Origin of the sequence: Amycolatopsis sp. cg5, assembly GCF_041346955.1 — a bacterium.
Lineage (GTDB): Bacteria > Actinomycetota > Actinomycetes > Mycobacteriales > Pseudonocardiaceae > Amycolatopsis.
This window is the reverse complement of sequence record NZ_CP166849.1, coordinates 3,673,939-3,693,674: the sequence shown is the minus strand read 5'-3', so window position 1 is coordinate 3,693,674 and position 19,736 is coordinate 3,673,939. Positions and strand designations below refer to the sequence as shown.

At 69.7% G+C, this 19,736-nt stretch carries 16 protein-coding genes; 3 read left to right on the top strand and 13 right to left on the bottom strand.

The window, feature by feature from the left end; genetic code table 11:
- Positions 1–39: 39 nt before the first annotated feature.
- From AB5J62_RS16785 to AB5J62_RS16765, 5 genes are all read right to left on the bottom strand, one after another.
- Positions 40–1,740 (bottom strand): GAF domain-containing protein, encoded by a 1,701-nt coding sequence (locus AB5J62_RS16785; protein ID WP_370949150.1) that lies wholly within the window; start codon positions 1,738–1,740, stop codon positions 40–42.
- 66 nt (positions 1,741–1,806) lie between these two features.
- On the bottom strand, positions 1,807–2,460 hold the full coding sequence (locus tag AB5J62_RS16780) for a response regulator (RefSeq protein ID WP_370949149.1): 654 nt from the start codon (positions 2,458–2,460) through the stop codon (positions 1,807–1,809).
- Between the two features lie 64 nt (positions 2,461–2,524).
- On the bottom strand, positions 2,525–3,325 hold the full coding sequence (locus AB5J62_RS16775; RefSeq protein WP_370949148.1) for an alpha/beta hydrolase: 801 nt from the start codon (positions 3,323–3,325) through the stop codon (positions 2,525–2,527).
- Positions 3,322–3,924 (bottom strand): TetR family transcriptional regulator, encoded by a 603-nt coding sequence (locus AB5J62_RS16770; RefSeq protein WP_370949147.1) that lies wholly within the window; start codon positions 3,922–3,924, stop codon positions 3,322–3,324. Before AB5J62_RS16770 ends, AB5J62_RS16775 begins: the two co-directional genes overlap by 4 nt.
- A gap of 63 nt (positions 3,925–3,987) precedes the next feature.
- A complete protein-coding gene (locus AB5J62_RS16765) occupies positions 3,988–4,389 on the bottom strand; it encodes a hypothetical protein (RefSeq protein ID WP_370949146.1) in 402 nt (133 codons plus the stop codon).
- 262 nt (positions 4,390–4,651) lie between these two features.
- On the opposite strand from AB5J62_RS16765, the gene AB5J62_RS16760 reads away from it, so the two are divergent.
- The 3 genes from AB5J62_RS16760 to AB5J62_RS16750 all read left to right on the top strand — a co-directional run bounded on the left by AB5J62_RS16760 (position 4,652) and on the right by AB5J62_RS16750 (position 7,143).
- On the top strand, positions 4,652–5,200 hold the full coding sequence (locus AB5J62_RS16760) for a glucosaminidase domain-containing protein (RefSeq protein ID WP_370949145.1): 549 nt from the start codon (positions 4,652–4,654) through the stop codon (positions 5,198–5,200).
- Between the two features lie 80 nt (positions 5,201–5,280).
- Positions 5,281–5,907, top strand: coding sequence for a glycoside hydrolase family 25 protein (locus tag AB5J62_RS16755; protein ID WP_370949144.1), 627 nt, complete (start codon positions 5,281–5,283; stop codon positions 5,905–5,907).
- A 75-nt stretch (positions 5,908–5,982) separates the two neighbouring features.
- Positions 5,983–7,143 carry an alpha/beta hydrolase family protein gene (locus AB5J62_RS16750; RefSeq protein WP_370949143.1) on the top strand — a complete coding sequence of 387 codons (1,161 nt, stop codon included), beginning with the start codon at positions 5,983–5,985 and terminating at the stop codon, positions 7,141–7,143.
- A 415-nt stretch (positions 7,144–7,558) separates the two neighbouring features.
- Here AB5J62_RS16750 and AB5J62_RS16745 read toward each other — a convergent pair whose 3' ends face one another.
- From AB5J62_RS16745 to AB5J62_RS16710, 8 genes are read right to left on the bottom strand one after another with little or no spacing between them, the layout of a single operon-like run.
- Positions 7,559–8,209, bottom strand: a complete 651-nt coding sequence (locus tag AB5J62_RS16745) for a GntR family transcriptional regulator (protein WP_370949142.1) — start codon at positions 8,207–8,209, stop codon at positions 7,559–7,561.
- A 29-nt stretch (positions 8,210–8,238) separates the two neighbouring features.
- On the bottom strand, positions 8,239–12,414 hold the full coding sequence (locus AB5J62_RS16740) for a GDSL-type esterase/lipase family protein (RefSeq protein ID WP_370949141.1): 4,176 nt from the start codon (positions 12,412–12,414) through the stop codon (positions 8,239–8,241).
- An 11-nt stretch (positions 12,415–12,425) separates the two neighbouring features.
- The gene (locus AB5J62_RS16735) at positions 12,426–14,093 is read right to left on the bottom strand and encodes an aldehyde ferredoxin oxidoreductase C-terminal domain-containing protein (protein WP_370949140.1); all 1,668 of its coding nucleotides are present in this window, start codon (positions 14,091–14,093) and stop codon (positions 12,426–12,428) included.
- Positions 14,090–15,574 (bottom strand): sugar ABC transporter ATP-binding protein, encoded by a 1,485-nt coding sequence (locus AB5J62_RS16730; protein ID WP_370949139.1) that lies wholly within the window; start codon positions 15,572–15,574, stop codon positions 14,090–14,092. The genes AB5J62_RS16735 and AB5J62_RS16730 overlap by 4 nt, the downstream gene beginning before the upstream one ends.
- The gene (locus tag AB5J62_RS16725) at positions 15,571–16,482 is read right to left on the bottom strand and encodes an ABC transporter permease (protein ID WP_370949138.1); all 912 of its coding nucleotides are present in this window, start codon (positions 16,480–16,482) and stop codon (positions 15,571–15,573) included. The genes AB5J62_RS16730 and AB5J62_RS16725 overlap by 4 nt, the downstream gene beginning before the upstream one ends.
- Positions 16,479–17,498 carry an ABC transporter permease gene (locus AB5J62_RS16720; protein WP_370949137.1) on the bottom strand — a complete coding sequence of 340 codons (1,020 nt, stop codon included), beginning with the start codon at positions 17,496–17,498 and terminating at the stop codon, positions 16,479–16,481. Before AB5J62_RS16720 ends, AB5J62_RS16725 begins: the two co-directional genes overlap by 4 nt.
- Positions 17,495–18,583: a mandelate racemase/muconate lactonizing enzyme family protein gene (locus tag AB5J62_RS16715; protein WP_370949136.1), complete on the bottom strand. Its 1,089-nt coding sequence runs from the start codon at positions 18,581–18,583 to the stop codon at positions 17,495–17,497. Before AB5J62_RS16715 ends, AB5J62_RS16720 begins: the two co-directional genes overlap by 4 nt.
- The gene (locus tag AB5J62_RS16710; protein ID WP_370949135.1) at positions 18,580–19,623 is read right to left on the bottom strand and encodes a sugar ABC transporter substrate-binding protein; all 1,044 of its coding nucleotides are present in this window, start codon (positions 19,621–19,623) and stop codon (positions 18,580–18,582) included. The genes AB5J62_RS16715 and AB5J62_RS16710 overlap by 4 nt, the downstream gene beginning before the upstream one ends.
- Positions 19,624–19,736: the final 113 nt, after the last annotated feature.

The window sequence follows — 19,736 nt, the reverse complement described above, 5'->3', positions numbered from 1 at the left end:
GGGGGTGTGAACGGACCGGCAACTACGCTGCCCGCGCGGTCACCGCAGCGGCGCCGTCCATTCGACGTGCGCGCCGCCGGGGCGGCCGTGGCTGATCACGAACCGGCCGCCGGTGGACTCGGCCCGCTCCAGCAGGTTACGCAGGCCGCGGTGCTCGGCGTCGGACGGGATCCCGACCCCGTCGTCACTGACCGCGATGCGGAGCTCGTCGCCGCGCACGCCGATGTCGACCATCAGGTTCGACGCCCGCGCGTGCCGCACGGCGTTGCCGACCGCCTCGCGGACCACCGCCTCGGCGTGCTTGGCGAGCACGGGCGCGAGGGTGTCGAGCGTCCCGGCCATGCTGACCGTCGGATGCAGCGACGTGTCGTCGGTCAGCTCGTCGATGATGTCGTGCAGCCGGTTGCGCAGCCGCAGGCCGGTCTGCCCGCCGTGCAGGTCGAAGATCGCCGTCCTGATCTCGTGGACGATCTCGTGCATCTGGTCGATGCTCTCACCGAGCCGCTGCTGCAGATCGGGTGACTTCGTCCGTCGGTGCGTGCTCTGCATGGCGAGCCCGACGGCGAACAGCCGCTGGATCACGTGATCGTGCAGGTCACGGGCGATCCGGTCACGGTCGGCCAGCACGTCGAGCTCGCGCGCGGCGCGTTGCTGCTCGGCGAGCCGCAGCGCCAGCGCCGCCTGGTCCGCGAACGAGGCCAGCACGGGCAGCTGCCGTGAATCGAACCCCGGCGCGCCGGTCTCGCGTGCGGCCATCAGCACCCCGGAAGTCCGGTCACCCGCCCGCAGCGGCACCAGCAGGGTCGGCCCGAGTTCGACCCCGCCGGGCAACGTCAACGCCGGCACCGTCCTCGGTGTCCGGTCCCGGTACACCTCCCCCGGCACCGAGGACGCGACCGCGATCCGCGCTCCGCCCAGCTTGCCAGGGCCCGCGCAGATGGTGACCGCGAGCTCCTCCGGCTCGACGTCCTCGTCCGCCCGGGAGTCAGGGAGCGCGAGGATCGTGACGTGCGAGCCGGTGAGTTCGAGCGCGCGGTCGGCGATGAGGTTCAGCGCGTCGGCCGGGTCGGTGCCCGCCAGCAGCTCGGTGGTCACCTCGCTGGTCGCGGCCAGCCACTGCTGCCGGATCCGCGCCTGCTGATAGAGGTGCGCGTTCTCGATGGCGATGCCCGCCGCCGCGGCCAGCGCCTGCAGCACCATCTCGTCGTCCTCGGTGAACTGCTCGCCGTTCTTCTTCTCCGTCAGATAGAGGTTGCCGAAGACCTCGTCGCGCACCCGCACCGGGACGCCGAGGAACGACCGCATCGGCGGATGGTGCGGCGGGAAGCCCGCCGAGGCCGGATGCCGGGAGAGATCGGTGAGCCGCAGCGGGTCGATCTCGTCGATCATCACGCCGAGCAGGCCGTGCCCCTCCGGCAGCCGCCCGATCAGCGCCCGGGTGCCGTCGTCGATACCGAGGTTGACGAACTCCGCGAGCGAGCCGTTCTCCGCCAGCACGCCCAGCGCGCCGTAGCGGGCCTCGCCCAGGTCGATCGCGGCCCGCACGATGCACCGCAGCGTGATGTCGAGTTCGAGCCCCGAAGCCACGGCCAGCATGGCGTCGAGCAGGCCGTCCATCTTGTCGCGGGTGCCGATCAGCAGCTCGATGCGGTCTTGCAGGTCGTGCAGGACCTCACGGACCCGGAGTTGTGAGAACGTGCCCGCGCGGTGTCGTGCGCCTTCGAGTTCCGACCTGGCCATCCCGCCAACCCTTCACCCCCGGCGCTCCCAGTGTGCAGGCAATTGTCAGTGAAAGGGAGTGCCGGCTCAGGTTTCCGCGCCGACGTCGTGCTGGCCGCGCAGCTCCGTCGCGAGCACCGCGGCCTGGGTGCGGCGCTGCATCCCGAGTTTCGTGAGCATCCGGGAGACGTAGTTCTTGACCGTCTTCTCGGCCAGGAACATGCGTTCGGCGATCTGACGGTTGGTCAGGCCCTCACCGATCAGGTCGAGCAGGGTGCGTTCCTGATCGGTGAGCTGGGAAAGCGGTCCTTTCTTCCGGCCGCCTTCCCGCAGCTTGCCCATCAGCATCGCGGCGGCCCTGGTGTCGAGCAGCGACCGCCCGGCGCCGACCTCGTGCACGGCGGAGATCAGGTCCATGCCCCTGATGTCCTTGATGACGTAGCCGCTCGCGCCCGCCATCACCGCGTCGAGCATCGCCTGTTCGTCGGTATAGGAGGTGAGCATCAGGCATTTCACGCCGGGCAGTTTCGACAGGAGCTCACGCGCGAGTTCGATGCCGTTGCCGTCCGGCAGCCGGACGTCGAGCACGACGACGTCCGGCCGCAACGCCGGAATACGGGCCAGCGCCTGGGAAACGCTCCCGGCCTGGCCCACGACGGTCAGCCCGTCGTCCTCGTCCAGCAGGTTCGAAACCCCACGCCGGACCACCTCGTGATCGTCGACCAGGAACACCCGGAGCATCGCGGTCTCCCGACTGGGTTGAGATGACGAGCGTACGACCTGCCCGGCGTGATGACCAAAGCCGTCAGTCCTTCGCGAGCGCGTCCGCGAGCAGCTCGGCGAACTCGTCCGCGTGCGGCGGCGCGTACCCGACGTGGTCACCGGGGAAGTCGAGCACCTCGGCGCCGAATCGTTCGGCCAGCACGACATTCGGCAGATACGGCAGGTGTTCCTTGGATTCCAGCCCGCCCGCGAGCACGATCCGGTCCTTCAGCGCGTCCAGCGCTTCGAGGTCCGGCACCAGGCTGGGGTACACCAGCAGTTCGTGCCGCATCCAGAAGTCCATGTTGGCGCTCATCCTGGCCACCATCTCCAGCACCTCGTCCGGGATGTCGTCCCCGGCAGGCGCTTGCCGCTGCGCCGTGCCCATCGCGGCGGCGAACTTCGGCATCGCGAGCGCGAGCCCTTCCGACTGGAAGACGTCATGGATCTCCCGCAACACCCCCAGCCACTTGTCGCTGTCCGGCAGCAGGGACGCCAGCGGCGGCTCGTGCACCACGATCTTCTTGATCCGGTCAGGGTGCCGGGCGAGCAGGTGCAGCGCGACGATCGCGCCCGAGCAGCTGCCGAACACGTACGCGGGCTGATCGGTGAACTCGTCCAGCAGGCCGAGCGCGTCGTCGAGGTCGACGTCCAGCCGCTTGGCGTCGTCGGGTTCGGCGTCGAGCACGCTGCGCGAGAAACCACGCCGGTCGTAGCTGACGGTGGTGTAGCGGTCGGCGAGGTGATGGGAGACGTGGCTGTACGGTCCGGCGTCCCCGTTCCCGCCGGGGATGAACAGCAGCACCGGGCCGCTGCCGCGTGACTCGTGGTAGATCCCGTTCATGTGGTCCCCTTCGGTTCCGGCAGACCGGTCGCGAGCAGGCGCAACGCCTCCCGCAGCTCCGGCCAGAGTGGTATCGGCGGGTCCGCGTGCAGCCAGCGTTCGGTCGCGACGTGCTGCGCGGCCCCGACCGCGCTCGCGACCAGCCGGGGATAGAGATCGCACGCGTCGGTGCCGGTGCGCGTGGCGACGGCCTTCGCGAAGGCGTTCCCCGCGGCGAAGGTCACCTTCATCATCTCCGCCTGCAGCGCGGGTTCGGCCAGCAAGGCGCGAAGCGAGTCGCGCATCCGCGTGCTCTGTTCGCCCTGCTCCCTCGTGGTCTCGGACAGCACGTGCTCGATGGCGTCCCACAACGGTTCGCCTCTGGGACGGCCCGCCAGCGTCGCGGCGACCTCGACCATGCTGTCGTAGTACCGGGCGGCGAGCGCCTCGTGCTTGCCTGCGAAGTAGTTGCGGAAGGTCCGCTCGGACACCCCGGCCGCGGCGGCGATGTCCTCGACGCGCACGTTCTCCAGCCCGTGTTCGAGCGCGAGGTTCAGCGCTGCCCAGCCCAGCGCCTGCCGGGTGGCCAGTTTCTTGCGTTCGCGCAGTCCCTCGCTCACGAACCGACCATAGGAGAAAGTTGCCGGTTCGGCAAGATTGCCGGACCGGCAACTTACTGCCGCCTAATGGCTCGAGTCGGCCTCGCGGTCGCCGTCACCCTGCCTGGCGCCGCCGTCCGCGGGGAACGCGGTCCAGCTGCGCCGCCAGGTCTTGCCGTCACCCCAGTCGTGCGCGCCGGAATAGTCGAAAAGCCGCTTCGGGGCAAGCGCTGGACTCGAACCGGTGATTCCACCGCCACCGCCGAATGTCTTGCTGGGCGGGACGTCGGACAACAGCTCGAGCCCCGCCTCGCCTGCCGGGTCGATCGTCCGACCGAATTGATTGTCCGCCGATTTCGCCGAATCGAAGGAGAACCGCGGCCAATCATATTTCGGCTGTTCACCTGCCGCGTCCGCGCCCCCGCCCCTGACCAGTACCGCGGCCAGCAGAACCAAGGCGGCCACACTGCCCGTCGCACGCCGCATGATCGCTTCACCGCCATTTCCGGTTCACTCGAAGTCAGCGCTTTTCCCGGCCGGGGAATTGCTTCGATCTTCACAATATGGCGCGATTTGAGCACGGCAAACCGGCCGTGCCGGAGTCCGTCAACTACCCGCGAGGCCGTCCATTACGTGAGCCCGAACAACTCGTTCCCGGCGAATTGCCGCCAGTCGACCGTACGGGTGACTCCCGACTCGCGTGATCAACTTCGAGCGGTCAGGCTCCCGTGAAAACGGAAACGAGGCCATGCGCAAGTTACTTCCGATCATCGTCCTGGTGCTGCTCGGCGGCACCCTGTCCACCCCGGCGGAGGCGGCCGACGTGCTCGTCGTCGACCCCGCGACGGCGACGGCGTTCATCGACTCCGCCGGTCCGGCCGCCCAGCGCGGCAGGGCCGACTACGGCGTGCCCGCGTCGGTGACCGTCGCGCAGGCGATCCTCGAATCGGGCTGGGGCCGCTCGGCGGTGAACAACAACTACTTCGGCATCAAATGCGGCTCGTCGGGCGCGGGCCCCATCGCGCTCGGCTGCGCGGACTTCATCACCCTCGAATGCTGCCCGGTCCACGAGGTGCTCGCGTCGTTCCGCACCTACGCGTCCATGGAGGACTCGTTCCGCGACCACGGCCTCTTCCTCGCCAGCCGCGCGCGCTACGCGAAGGCGTTCGCCTACCCCGACGACCCGAACCAGTTCATCCGCGAGGTGCACGCCGCGGGCTACGCCACCGACCCCGGCTACTCGGACAAGGTCATCGGCCTCATGCAGAAGTACGGTCTCTACCGCTTCGACGGCTGAGCGTCGGATTCCCGACTCCAGCCGGTGACGCTTCCGGATCCTTGCGACACTGGGAGTGATACCTGCGGAAGGATCCGGCAGTGACGGACTACGGCATCGACGTATCGCACTGGAACAACGTCTTCGACTGGTACGCCGTCAGCGACGACGGCATCGGTTTCGCCAGCCTCAAGCTCACCGAGGGCACCGGCTGGATCGACAGCACCAGCGGCGACCGGGTGCCCGCCGCCCTCGACGCGGGCGTCATCCCCGGCGGCTACCACTTCGCCCGCCCCGGCGACGTCGCCGGCCAGGTCGACCACTTCGTCGGCCAGCTCGACGAGGCGGGCCTGCTCTCCCCCGGCTGCCTCGCGCCCATGCTCGACATGGAGGACGCGTCGTTGCGCCCGTACGCCGACGACTACGTCGGCGAGTTCATCGAGCTGATGCGCGACCGCACCGAGGTCAGCCGCATCCTGGTGTACGCGAACCTCGACTGGTACACCCGCGTGCTGCGCCCCGACTACTGGGCCGACGACGAGGTCCGCCTCTGGATCGCCCGCTACAACGGCGATCCCGGCAATCCTGGCTGGGAACATCCTTTGCTGGCAGTGCATCAGCACACCCAGACCGGCAAAGTCAGTGGCGTGGCGGGAAATGTGGACCGCAACGCGACCGTCGGCGACTTCACCGTCGACGACCTGCTCGTCGAGGAATACGCCGACTGATCCACCCGGGATCAACCGGTCGCTCCTACCCCGGCTGCACGACGCGACCCGGGTCCTGGCAGCAAGCTCGGCAGCATGCTCACGAAGATCACAGCCCTCGCGCTGACCACATTGCTGACCACATTGCTGACCACGACCGGCGTCGCGCAAGCGAGCGGCAAGTACACACTCGACCTGCCACCCCCGACCGGCTCGGGCAAGGTCGGCACCACCGCCCTCCACCTCAAGGACCCGTCACGGCAAGACCCGTGGAACCCGGCCGTCCCCAGGGAACTCATGGTCTCGGTGTACTACCCGGCCGCCGACACCCGAGGCCGCGAACGCGCACCGCAGTTCACGCCCGGAGCCGCCGAGCGCTTCGGCGCGTTCGACACCGTCTACCTGCACCCGCAGCTGCCCCAGAGCGGCGTCGACTGGGCCGCGACCAAGACCCACTCCTACCTCGACGCACCCGCCCGGCGCACCAGGCACCCGGTCATCCTTTACACCCCGGGCGGCGCGGAGCCCCGGACGTTGGGCAGCGGCATCGCCGAGGACCTCGCGAGCCGCGGCTTCGTGGTGGTGACCATGGACCACACCGGCGAGGCCAGCGAGGTCGAGTTCCCGGACGGCGTCCGCCCGATCCAGCTGCCGCCGGATCCCGCGGAGTTCCCGCAGACCATCCGCAAGTCCGTCGACACCCGGGTGGCCGACACGAAGTTCGTCCTCGACCAGCTCGAGCGGCTCGCCGGGGGCACCAACCCCGACGTCGACGGGAAACCGTTGCCCGCCAACCTGAATCGAGCGCTGGACCTGCGCAGGGTAGGGATGTACGGGCACTCGCTCGGCGGCGGAGCGGCGGTCAAGGCCACGTACGAGGACCGGCGCATCGACGCCACGGTCAGCATGGAGAGCTACCTCAGCTACTGGCCTGCCCCGCAAGGCCAGCCCCGCGAGATCTTCCCGGTCGCGCGGGAGGGCACCCAGCGGCCGCTGCTCCTTCTCACCTCCGAGCGCGGGCAAGACGACGACATGCGCAGCGACTGGTCACACCTGCTCGCCTCCGGCCAAGCCCGCCGCGTGAACTACGCCGACGCCGCGCACTACGCCTTCACCGACTACGGCCCGATGGCCCGGCAGCTGCACTCGGCCGGGCTGATGGCTGCCCAGGGCCTGGCCGACCTGGTAGGCCCGGCCGACCACACCCGCGCGATCCGCACCACCATCGCGGACTTCTTCACCTGCGCCCTCCGCTGACCCAGGGTCGTGAGTGGTACGGCCGGTTCTAACCGGCGAAAACACTCACGACCCCTTCTCGGCTGCCTCGCGCGCGGCAGGGCGTGGGTGAGGGCCTACTTCGCTCGGATCCGTGGGGTGTGGGCCTAGTTCGACCGTATATGCGGGTGAGGGAGGCCCTGACTCGGTTGCTTCGGGTGAGGGAGGCCCTGACCCCCTCGGCTCGGGTGAGGGAGGCCCTCACCCGAGCCGACCGTGGATGACGGCCCCTCAATACCTGGGCTCCGCACCTGGATGAGTGCTGTTTGCGGCGTCCAACGCCGCAAACAGCACTCACCTCATCCCCAACAACCCTCGGCTACTGGACAAGCGGGTTGACCGTGTGGGTTTGAGGCGTTCAACACCGCATAACCGCCTGCAACGACCCCCGGGAGAGCTAAAGCCGGGCGAGGATGCGGTCGCGGGCCGTTTCGAGGTGGTGCTTCATCGCGTCTTTGGCGCCTTTGGGACGGCCGGCGATCAGGGCTTCCACGATGGCGTGGTGCTCGTCGATGGTCTGCTCGCCGAACGGCTGGTTGTAGGAGAGGCGGAAGAAGTGCAGGTGGCAGTGGGTCCGGGTGATGGCCTGCTCGACCGCCTCGTTGCCCGCCGCGTGGAGGATCAGCCGATGCAGCCGGGCGTCGTGAGCCGTCAACGCCTTGTAGCCCTCGTAGTTGCCGCTGGTCGGCGCCGCAGGGCAAGTCAGCAGCTCCTCGCGCAAGGTCTCCGCCAAAGCGTCGGTCATCCGAGCAGCGGCCTTGCCAGCGGCTTGGGGTTCGAGGAGGAGGCGGAGTTCGTACAGGTCCGCGATCTCCTGCGGAGTCAGCAGCTCCGTGGCCCGGTAGCCGCGCAAAGGCAAGCGCGAGACCAGGCCTTCCGACTCCAGGCGGGCCAGCGCCTCCCGGACGGGGGTGCCGGACACCTGCAGCTCCCGGGCGACCACGTCGATGTTGACGCGGTCGCCCGGCGAGATGCCGTGGTTCATGATGAGCGCGCGGATCTGCTCGTACACGCTGTCGGCGAGCACCTGCCTGCTCGGCAATTCCATGCACCCAGTATATCGTGCATGATCCACGATCACAGGGAGGCTAGGTCGATCGCCGCGGCGAGTGCCTCGTTGCCCGCGTCTGAGGGGTGCAGCTTGTCCTCCGCCGCGTAGTCCGGCCGCATGCGCAGGGGGTCCTGGGGGTCGGCGAGCGCGGCGGCGAAGTCGACGACGCCGTCGAAGACGCCGCTGGTGCGGATGAACTCGTTGACCGCCGTGCGGGTGGCCTCCAGCCCGGTGTCCCAGCCCCACCAGCCCTTGAACGGCGTGATCGTCGCGCCGATCACCCGGATTCCCTTGGCGTGCAGGCGATCCACCAGCGCGCGGTAACCCGCCGCGAACTTGGCCGGGTCGTTCTGGCGTGGGTCCTGGAGCATGTCGTTGATGCCCTGCAACAGGATCACCGTGCGCACGGCCGTGCGGTCGAGCACGTCGTCGTCCACACGCGACACTCCGCTGCGGCCGTAGGCGAGCTCGCCGCCGTCGAGCAGTAGCCGGTTCGCGCTGATGCCGGAGTTGAGCACGCCGAAGCGCTGGCCCAGCCGGTCGGCGAGGTAGTCGGGCCAGCGGTGGTTGGCGCTGGACGTCGAGTAGCCGCCGTCGGTGATCGAGTCGCCGAACGCCACCACGCTCGCCTGGGCCGCCGAGCCACGGACGTCGATTTCCTTGACGTAGAACCAGGATCCGAGCTGCCAGCCGAACGCGGCGCCCGACACGTCGCCGACATGGTCGCCCGCGCCCGCGAACGACGTCTGGCTGGCGGCGGGGTGATAGGTCGACGGCCCCGCCGACGGCGTGTACGTGGTCACCAGCAGATCCCCGTCCGCGGGAACGGCGAAGTCCAGCGGATCGCTGCGTACGTCCTGACCAGCGGGAACGGTCACCGTGTCGCGGCCGGCGAAGGTCAGCCTGCGCAAGGATCCCGGCACGGCGTCGGCGGTCTGGCCGGCACGCAGCGCGACGCTCGCGCCGAGCACCAGCGGCGAGGTGCCGAACTTGTTGCTCAAGGTGACCCGCGCCGAGGTCCCGGCGACGCTCGTGTGCACTACGTTGCGCACCGACTGCCCGGCCCGCGATTCGCCGCCCGCCGCGGGCGCCGTGCCCCAGGTGCCGACCCAGCCCTCCTCCGCGACCGGCGTGCCGAACACCTGCACCTCGGCCAGCGACAGGTAGTCGCGGCGAGCGAGCTGCACCATCACGTAGCGCCCGGTCACGGACAGCGGCACCGAAGCCGAGCCGCTCAGCCGCCGTGACCACACGCCAGGGCGCGCGGCCTGCTGCTCCGGCGTCAGCGAGGTGTCGAAGGGGTTCGCCGACACGAAGAGCCAGTAGTCGTTGAGCCGCTCGGAACAGCAATCCGTGCGGTTCCAGACGTTGACCGTGCTCACCGGCCCGGTCGCGCCCAGGTCGACCTGCCACCACGAGTGCGCGTCGAGATCGGTGTGGCTCACGGAGTTGTAGCCGAACGTGCCGTTCGTGTCGCCGTCGACCACGCGCGTCGCGAGGCCGCCCCACGCGTCCGAAGACTGCGTCGCGATCTTGCCCAGCGCCAGGTCAGGACTACCCGCGAGGCCGACCGAAAAGATGTGCAGCTTCGGCTCGTCCGGGAGCCGCACGGTCTTCACCGTCTTGTGCGGATCCAGCTTCACCCCGGCGTAGAACACGTGCACCGGCCGGTTGTCGCGGCCGCCGGGGCCGTTGCGGTACGGCATGCTCACCACCGGGACCACCGGCGGCGTGCCCTCCCAGTTCGGGCTGCCGACGGTGAAGTCCTGGCTGCTCCCGTCCGTGTAGCGCACGCTGCCCGTGCCTTGCGTGTCCGGCGAGCCCGAGGTGCTGGCGAGCAGGAACCCGAGCGTGTCGGAAGCACCGCTCACGCCGACGAGCTGGCCACGCGACGCGACGTTGTCCGGTGAGCCGGTCGGCCAGGTGAACTTGATGCCGTGTGACGAGATCAGCGCACCCGGGGTCACGCCTTTCGCCGCCAGCGCCTCGGCCGAGTAGCTGTAGCCGTATCCGTCGACGTTGCCGCGCGAGGTGTCGCCGTCCGAGGTGATGCCCACGTTGTCGAACCGCGTGCTCAGCCCGGCGCACAGCGAGGACGCCACGGCCGAACTCGTTCCGGAAGCCGTGCTCACGGTGACGGTGCCACCGAACGGCGCCGAGACCGTCAGATGATTCGGCGACACGTAAACCGGCGTGACGCGCTTGCCGCCGACGGTCACGACCGAGTCAGGTGTGAAGCCGGAACCGGACAGCAGCAGGTCACCCGTGCAGGACGGCGAAACCAGCACGAGCACCGGCGGCTTCGTGGTCGTCAGATCGCGGAACGCCGGTTCGAGCCCGGCGCCCGCCAGCACCGCGGCGGGGATCTCGCCGGCCTGCGGGTTCGGCGAGATCAGCCGGTTGCCGCCCAGGTCTTCGAGGCCGACGGGCGCGGGCGCGCAGGGGAACGAGTTGAGCGGGCCGACGTGGTAATTGTCCTTGAGCCGCACGTGGCCCGTGGTCGAGCAGCCGCCGTTGAACCCGCCGCCGTCGTCGTACTGGACGTTGCCGGTGATCGTGACGTAGTCGCCGCCCTCGTCGTTGTAGACGGTGTTCGCGGTCTTCTTCCCGCTGAAGTTGACGTTCCCCGCGACCGTCAGCCCGTGCTCGTAGCTCGTGCCCTGCGGCCCGTTGGTGTAGACGGCGCCGCCGTCGTACCGGACGAGCATGTCGCGGTAGACGAGATTGTTCGAGATGGTGTTGTCCGCGTTGATGTTCGGGTTCTCGCCGGGGAACGCCGAGTTGGTGCGCCAGCCGCCCCAGCCGGACGAGATTCCGCTGTACGGCACGTCACCGATCTCATTGTGCACAATGGACGTTCCACGCGAATAACCGTTGACGATGGCGGGCGCGCCGGTGAACTCGGCGCCGGTGTGGTGCAGGAGGTTGTTCCGGATCGTGGTGCCGGTGGCGATCTCCGCGTCGGTGGCAGGCCGGGGATCGTCGACCGCGCCGAGAAGAATGCCGATCCCGGACACATCGGTGACGACGTTGCCCTCGATCAAGTCGTGTTGCACGCCGTGCTGCAGGCCGAGCCCGGCACCGCCGAGGTGCGTGAAAGTGTTGCGCAGAAACGAAACGTTCCGCGTGCCCGTGAGGTCGACCGCCGCGTCCGGTCGCGTCCACGACGCGAACGGGCAGGTGCCCTTGGGCACCGAGTACTCGCACAGGCCTTGGCTCTTCGAGGCGCCTGGCCCGGTGAGCGTGAAGTTGGCCTGCATTTCGGCGAACCCGTCGTCGCCGCTCGGCCGCAGCCAGGTCGCGTAAGCGAACTCGATGCCTTCGAACGTCACGTCGTGCACCGGCGCGGCGGCCGAGGTCGACGTCCGCATCAGCTGTTCTAGCTTGGGCGCGACGAAGTGCATCGACCGGACGTTCTCGCCGGGCTTGGGCTGGTAATAAACGACGTGCTGGGCCTCGTCGAGGTACCACTCTCCCGGGCTGAGCAGCTCGAACGCGTTCTCGACGCGGGACGGCACCGCGTCGGCCGGGTAGGTCGGGAACCCGCCCGCCGGGTTGTCGCCGTAGGGTCCGCGCGGCTGGTCGGCGAGCTTCATGTTGTCCCAGCACGGCTGCCGCATGGTGACCGCCGAGCCCTGGATCGACGCGACGCCGCATCGTGGTTCGCTCCACGAACCGTGTCCGTCGCCGAGCACGAACTCGATCGAGGACGGATTGCGCCACGAGGCCATCGCCGGGGCGTCGAAGCCGGTCGCCGTCTGCTTCATCGCGACCTCGCCCTGCGCGCGCGGAAGCCGTACGCCGTCCGCGTAGAGCTGGCGTGTGCGCAGGTCAGCGGGGACCCGCGCGCTCCACAAGCCACCCGACTCGCGCCAGCCCGTCACCGGAATTCCCCCGCTGAACACGGGTTTCTGGCCGGACGCGGCCTGCCAACGCACGCCCGAGTCCTCGACACCGAGCACGAGGGGCGCGTTCAACGAGTAGGTGCCGCCCGCGAGCCGGACCACGACCTCGGCGTACCGCGCAAGGAGGTGGGCCCGTTGCTGAGCGGTCGTCACCGAGCACGGCAGCATGGCCGCGCACAACGGCCCGACGCCGTTCGGCGCCGCGTAGACGACGATCTGCCGAGGAGCGGCCACGGCGGGCGTCGCGAAGGCCACGCACGCGACGGCGAGCAGGGCACCCAGTCTGCGCAAGAACACGGTCGTTCCTTTCAGAGCCAGCCGAGCAGGGCGGTCAGCCGCGAGACCGCGGCTTCGAAGACTTCGGGATCGAGGACGGCGCCGGCGTGCCGCCCGCTGTCGATGGGTCGCGTGAAGAACCGCGACGGCAATGTGTCCAGCCGCAGGCCTTCGCGCAGGTTGTACCGGCGCATCGACGCCAACCGCCGCCGTCCGAGCGCGCGCAGTTCGGCGGGCGTGATCGGCCAGCCGGTGACCGCCGCGAGCAGCGCGGAGGCGGATTCCTCGTCGAGGTTGCGGGTCGGCGGCGCGGCGAAGAGACACAGCCCGGCCGCGTCGTAGCCGCTCCAGAGTTCCATCAGGTCGGCGACAAAGTCTACTTTGGACTCCGTCAGCGCGGCCATCGGCTCACCCGGCAGGAAACCGTCGATCGGGTCGAAGTCGATGTCGTGCTCGACGGCGTCGTAGCGCGGCCCGAGCGGGTGCACCGCGTACGCCAGCCCGAGTCCCTGGCAGCCGCGCGGATCGAACGACGGCAGCTCGATTCCCTTGCTGTGCATGGCGAACTGCTCGAATCCGAGCAGCCGGGACGCCCGCGCCACACCTTCGGCCAGGACGTCGTCGCCCTGGATGACCTTCGCCGCGCACGCCACCAGCGCGTCGGCGTCGCCGAAACGCGGACCCGGGAGCAGTGCTTCCTGCGCGAGTTCGCACCGGAACGCCAGCACCCCGGCCAGCGACACCGGATCCACGCCGGCCTGGTGGCACCAGGCGTTGAGGTCCAGCACGACGTCGAGGTCGTCGATCGCGAGGTTCCCGGCGAACGCGGCGACCGCCTCCTGGTGCAGCGTGTGGCCGTCGAACGACTTGAGACAGTCCTGCGGGCAACCGGGGCAGCCGCCCGATGACCGGCTGAGGCGGGCTTGGTAGGCCTCCGGGGTGAATCCCGCCAGATTCACCCCGGAGGTGCTGTAGTTGCGGACGCCGAGGTAGCCGTCGAGCCCGCTCGCGGGCCACGCGCCGAATCCCGGGTCCGCTTTTTGGCTCAGTGTCAACGGATTCGCGTCGATACCGGCCGCGTAGTCGCGGGTGATGGCGGCGACCGCGGCCGGGTCGGCGAACTCGGCCGGGGAACCACCGGTGACCACGACGGCTTTCAGCAGCTTCGCGCCCAGCATCGCGCCGAGTCCCATGCGTGCCGCCGGATGCGAGTAGTCCGTGACGACGCTCGCGAAGCGCACGAGGTTCTCCCCCGCCGGTCCGATCGCCGCGACGTGCGCGCCGAGACCGTGCCGCTCGAGCAGCCGATCGGTCGTCTCGGTCGTGTCGGCGCCCCAGAGGTCGGCCGCGTCGAGCACCCGCGCCGAGCCTGGACCGAGCAGCAGGTAGCTCGGCCGTGGCGCGCGGCCGGTGATCGACACCGCCGTGTGCCCGAGGTCGCCCAGCGCCGGTCCGAACGGTCCCTCGACCCGGCTCTCGCCGACGCCTCCGCTCAACGGCGACCGCGCGACCAGCGAAAACCGGTCCAGCGCGAGCGCGCGCCGAGCCGAGAACCCGGCCACGAACAGCACCGGCTGCGCCGGATGCCACACCGGCATCGATGGCGCGGCCAGCAATTCGTCGATGGCGAGGAACCGGCGCCGGTCCACCTCCTCGACCACCGAGGCGCCGGTGCCGAGGTCGACCCGCAGCAGCGTCACGACGAGGCCCCGGCGTGGATGTGGCCCATCACGGCCTGGCTGATCCGCGCGTAGTCGTGGTCGTTGACGACCTCGCCGCGGACCGCGAAGTCCCGCATCACGAAGATCCGGTCGGCCAGGGTCACCATCTCGACCAGGTCGCTGGTGATCAGCAGCACCGCCAGCCCGTCGGCCGCGAGTTGCTTGATCAGGTCGTGGAACGCGGCCTTGGTCCGCAGGTCGATGCCGACGGTCGGCTCGTCGATGATCAGGATCTCGGTGTCGGCCGCCAGCCACTTCGCGAGACTGACCTTCTGCTGGTTGCCGCCGGAAAGGTCACCGACCGGACGGTCCACAGAGGACAGCCGGATACCCAGCCGTTCGACGTACCGCGCCGCGAGGTCGCGCTCGGACCGCGCGGAAATCCCCAGCCGCCCCGACAGCCGATCCCAGACGGACACCGCGATGTTCCGCGCGATCGATTGCTCCAGGAACAGCCCCTCGTGCTTGCGGTCCTCCGGCACGTACCCGATGCGATGCCGCCGCAGCGCGTCGCGCACACCCCGGATCCGCGTCGCCTTCCCGCGCACCCTGACTTCCCCGGCCGTGATCGCCGCCAGCCCGAGCAACGCCTTCGCCAGCTCACTCCGCCCGGCCCCGACCAGCCCATAAAGCCCGACGATCTCCCCGCGCCCCACGCTCAGCGACACCTCACGATGCCCCAGCGCGGTGCTCACGGACTCCAGCTCAAGCAGCGATAAAGCGGGCTTTACTCCCGGGGATAAAGCCTGCTTTATCCCCGGGAGTAAAGCGGGCTTTATCCCGGTCTCGGGGGTGCGGCCGACCATCGCGGTGATCAGGTCGGCGCGCGAGACCGAGGCCAAGGGCGCGGATTCGAGGACCGAGACGCCGTCGCGCAGCACGGTGACCATGTCGCACAGGTCGTACACCTCTTCGAGCTTGTGGCTGACGAAGAGCACCGCCGTGCCCGCGTCGCGCAGGCGCCGCACGACCGTGAACAGGCGCTCGACCTCGCTTGGTGTGCTCGCGGTCGTCGGCTCGTCCAGCAGGAGGACGCCGGCGCCCAGCGAAAGCGCTTTGGCCACTTCGATCAGCTGCAGCTGGGAAACGGGCAGGCCGCGTACCGGCCGGTCCGGGTCGAGATCGAGGCCGACGAGGTCCAGGCAGCGCACGGCTTCCGCCCGCGCGGCAGCCCGGTCGAGCAGCCCGCGCTGGGACGGCGGCCGCCGCAGCACGATGTTCTCCGCGATCGAGAACCCCGGCACGAGATTGCGTTCCTGATGGACCACGGCGATCTCGCCGTCGAACTCCAGCCGCCCGGCGTCCGGTTTGTACACCCCGGTCAGGATCTTGATCAGCGTCGACTTCCCGGCGCCGTTCTCGCCGAGCAGCGCGTGCACCGAACCCGGCTCGATCGTCAGGTTGGCGCCGTCGAGCGCGCGGACCCCCGGGAACGCCTTGACCAGCCCTTCCGCCTTCATATCGCCACCCGTCGCCGCTGGGTCAGCAGCACCGTGCCGAGCACGACCGCGCCGACCACGAAACTCACCCAGCTGGGATCGAGCGAGAACTGCGCACGCGCGACGTCGACCAGCCGCACGATGAACGCGGCCAGCACGGTGCCCGTCACCGACACCGCGCCACCGGCCAGTGCCGTGCCGCCGATGATCGGCGCGGCGAAGCTGGCGAGCAGCCAGTCACCGCCGATGCTCTGGTTCACGCCGGGCGCGGTCGCCAGCGTGACGACCGCCGCCGCGCCGACCAGCAGTCCGGACAACCCGTGCGCCAAGACCAGCGACCGGTCGTTGGAGATCCCGGAAAGCTTGGCCGCCAACGGGTTTCCGCCACTGGCGAGCATCCGGCGCCCGGCGACCGCGTGCCGCAGGAACCCGGCCACCGCGCCCGCCACGAGCAGCACCAGCAGGAACACGACCGGGATGTGGAAGATCGCGACCGAGCCGAACGAGCGCAGCGAATAGCCGGACACCGTCGCGGTGCCGACGACCTGGTACTGCAACCCGGTCAGCATGGTCATCGTGGCGAGCGTGACGATGAACCCGTTGATCCTGGTCAGCACGACGAGCACGCCGTTGAGCACGCCGACGGCCGCGCCCAGCGCGAGCGCGCCGAGCACGGTCAGCCAGGCGGGCACGCCGAGGTCGGCCATCGCCCGGCCGCCCGCGACGGCGACGAACCCGCCGAGCGCGCCGACGGACAGGTTCATCTGGCCGACGGCCAGCGCGACCATCTGCGCGAGCCCGATCAGGATCGGCACCGCGAGATAGACGAGCATGGTCTGCATTGACGGTCCGGCCAGCAGCGAACCACCGGAAGCGACGGCCAGCGCGGCGAACCCGGCCACCGCGACCGCGGGCAGTGAGTACTTCATCGGCGCACCGCCCGTCGCTCGCCGATGACGTGCCGGATCCGGTCCAGCGACAACGCCGCCAGCAGGATCGCGCCCAAGGACAACGACAGGCTTTCGACGCTCGCGCCGAGCATCGTCAGTCCCTGCCGGATGACCTGCGTCAGTGAAGTGCCGAGGAACGTCCCGATGATCGACACGGCGCCGCCGGTCAGCAGCGTCCCGCCGAGCACCGGCCCGAGGAACGACGGCAGCATGAACTCCGAGCCGATGCCCGCGGTGAACGAGCCGCTGGTCACCGCCAGCAGGAAGCCCGCCAGCGCGGCCAGCGCGCCGGACAGCGCGTGCGCGCCGACGATCCGGCGCGGCACGTCGATCCCGGACAGTTCCGCCGCGACCGGGTTCGTGCCGACCATCAGCATCTCCCGGCCCGCGCGTGCCCGCCGGAACAGGTAGCCGACCAGCGCCATCGCGATCAGCGCGAACACGAACAGCTGCGGCACCGCGCCGGACCCGCACACCTCGCCCGCGCAGACCTCCGCGAACGAGTACTGCCGCAGCTCGGCCATCCCGGCGGGCTTCGAGACGAACGCCGCCGAGGTGGTGAATTCCGAGTACACCAACGAAATCAGGCCGAGCAGCGCGAAGTCCATCGCGAGCGTCACGACGAACGAGTTCACCCCGGACGTGGTGATGATCAACCCGGTCAGCGCGCCGATCGCGGCACCGGCGATCAGCCCGAGAGCCAGCCCGGCGTAGAGCGGGAGGTGCCAGTTGTCGTACGCGAGTCCCATGAACATCGCGCCGAACGCGGCCATCCGCCCGACGGCGATGTTGAGATGCCCGATCGACAGCACCGCGAGCTGCGCGAGCCCGACCACGGTCAACGTCGTGATGTCGCGCAGCAGCGGGAAAAGCACGAACCGCTCGTCGAAGAAGCCCGCGCGCAGTGAGCCGAAGACCACTACCAGCGCCGCGATCAGCGCGACCAGCCCGGTGCGCTGGTCGGCGAGCACCCGCTTGGGCGCGAGGACGGTCATGCCACGCGCCGATCGTCCATCGCGGCGCGGTCCCACGCGATGCCGAGTCCTGGCGTCTCCGGCGCGACCGCGTGCCCGTCGACGACGGCCATCTCGGCGGTCGTGATCGCGCGCAGCTGCGGGATGTGCTCGACGTAGCGGCCGTTCGGGATGGCCGCGGTGAGGCTGACGTGCAGTTCCATCAGGAAATGCGGGCAGACCTCGACGTTGAACGCCTCGGCCAGATGCGCGACCTTGAGCCACGGGGTGACCCCGCCGATCCTGGCCACGTCGACCTGGACGATCGACGCCGCGCCGCGTTCGAGGTACTCGCGGAACTGCGCGATCGAGTACATCGACTCGCCGACGGCGATCGGGACGCTGGTCGACCGCGCGAGCCGCGCGTGCCCGCTGACGTCGTCGGCGGGCAGCGGCTCCTCCAGCCAGAACAGGTCCACGCTCGAAAACGCCTCGGCGCGGCGGATCGCCTCGGCGCAGGTCATCGACTGATTGGCGTCGACCATGAGATCGAACCTCGGGCCGACGGCCTCGCGGATGGCGCGCAGCCGCTCCAGATCCTCGCCGGCGGTCGGCTTGCCGACCTTGACCTTGATCCCGCCCCAGCCGGCGTCGACGGCGGCCTTCGCGCCGAGCACCAGCTCGTCGACGCTCAGGTGCAGCCAGCCGGTTTCCGTGTCGTACAAGGGAATCCGCGGATCGAACCCGCCCGCGACCCGCCACAGTGGCTCGCCGGCGCGCAGGCAGCGCAGATCCCACAGCGCGGTGTCGACGGCCGCCAGCGCGAGCGAGGTGATCGCGCCGACCGTGGTCGAGCGGGTCGACGCGAACAGGTCGCGCCAGATCGACTCGACCAGCCGCGCGTCGCGGCCGATCAACCGAGGCAGGAGATTGTCCTTGAGCAGCGCCAATACGGCGCTGCCGCCGGTGCCGATCGTGTACGAGTAGCCGAGGCCGATCGCGCCGTCGTCGGTGCGCAGCTCGACGAAAACGGTCTCCTGCTTGAGAAACGCCTGCACCGCGTCGGTCCGCGTGCGCTCGACCTCGACGTCCACGAGGAACGCCTCAGCCTTGACCACTTTCGTCACCGGGTCTCCTTGCAGGTCAGCAGTTGGTCGAACTGGGTGGTGAGCTGGGCGGTCTTGGCCTGCCGCTCGGCGTCGAACGTCGCGACCGTCTTGGCGGTGACCACGAACGAACCGGAGTCGACGGTCACGCCGGGCTGCTTGAGCGTGCAGGCGCCGGTCGCGAGCTTGGTCAGCACCTGCGTGCCGACATAGGCCTGACCTGCGGGATTCTGCGCGACCGTGGCCGCGACCGAGCCGTCGCGGATCCCGGCGAGCGTCTCGGGCGCGTCGTCGATCGCGACCACCTTGACCGGCAGGCCGGAGGCCTTCACCCCGGCGGCCGCGGCGACGGCCGGGTTGTACGCGGTGGTGACGATGCCCTGGATGTCCTTGCCGTGCGCGGAAAGCAGGTCGGACACGGCCTTCTGCGCCGACTGCAGGTCCTTGTCGACGTCGGTGATCGTGGTCAGCAGGGTGACCCCGGCTTCCTCGACGGCCTTGCGCACACCGGCGATCCGGCGCTGGGTGTTGGAGTCGACGTTGTTGCCGGTGAGGTGCACCAGGGTGCCCTTGCCGCCCATCGCCTCGATGGCCGCCTTCGCCGCCTTGTACGCGGCGTCGCCGACGTCGGTCGACAGGCAGAAATCGGCGTCGACCTTGTCACCCGCCGGACAGGAACCCAGCGAGGCGACGGTGGCGCCGCGGGCTTTCAGGTCGCTGAAGGTGCTGTTGATGTCCGTCGGGGACACCCCGAAGACGCCGAACGCCGTGTATCCCTGCGAGGCCAGCGCGTTGAGCACGCTGTTCTGCTTCGCCTGGTCCCACTGGCTCGTCTCGTCGAAGGTGACCGCGCCGAGCTTGAAGTCGGCCTTGGCGCGCTGACCTGCCGGTTTCCAGTCCTGGAAGTACGCGTGCGGGCCGCCGGGGACCAGCGCGACCTTGACCGAATCGGCCGGTTTGGCTGGCTGGGGCGCGGCCGCGCCGGTGTTCGCGCCCCGGGTGCTGCAGGACGCGGTGAGGCCGAGGAGCAGGACCATCACGGCGAGCTTGCGGGTCGGCATCGTTGCCTCGCAGAATCATATAGGATCTTTGATGTGTGATTCTTACGCCGCGAGCTCCGCGTCGTCAACCGCCGAAGTCACGAGACATCCAACAAGACATCTGATCTATCAAG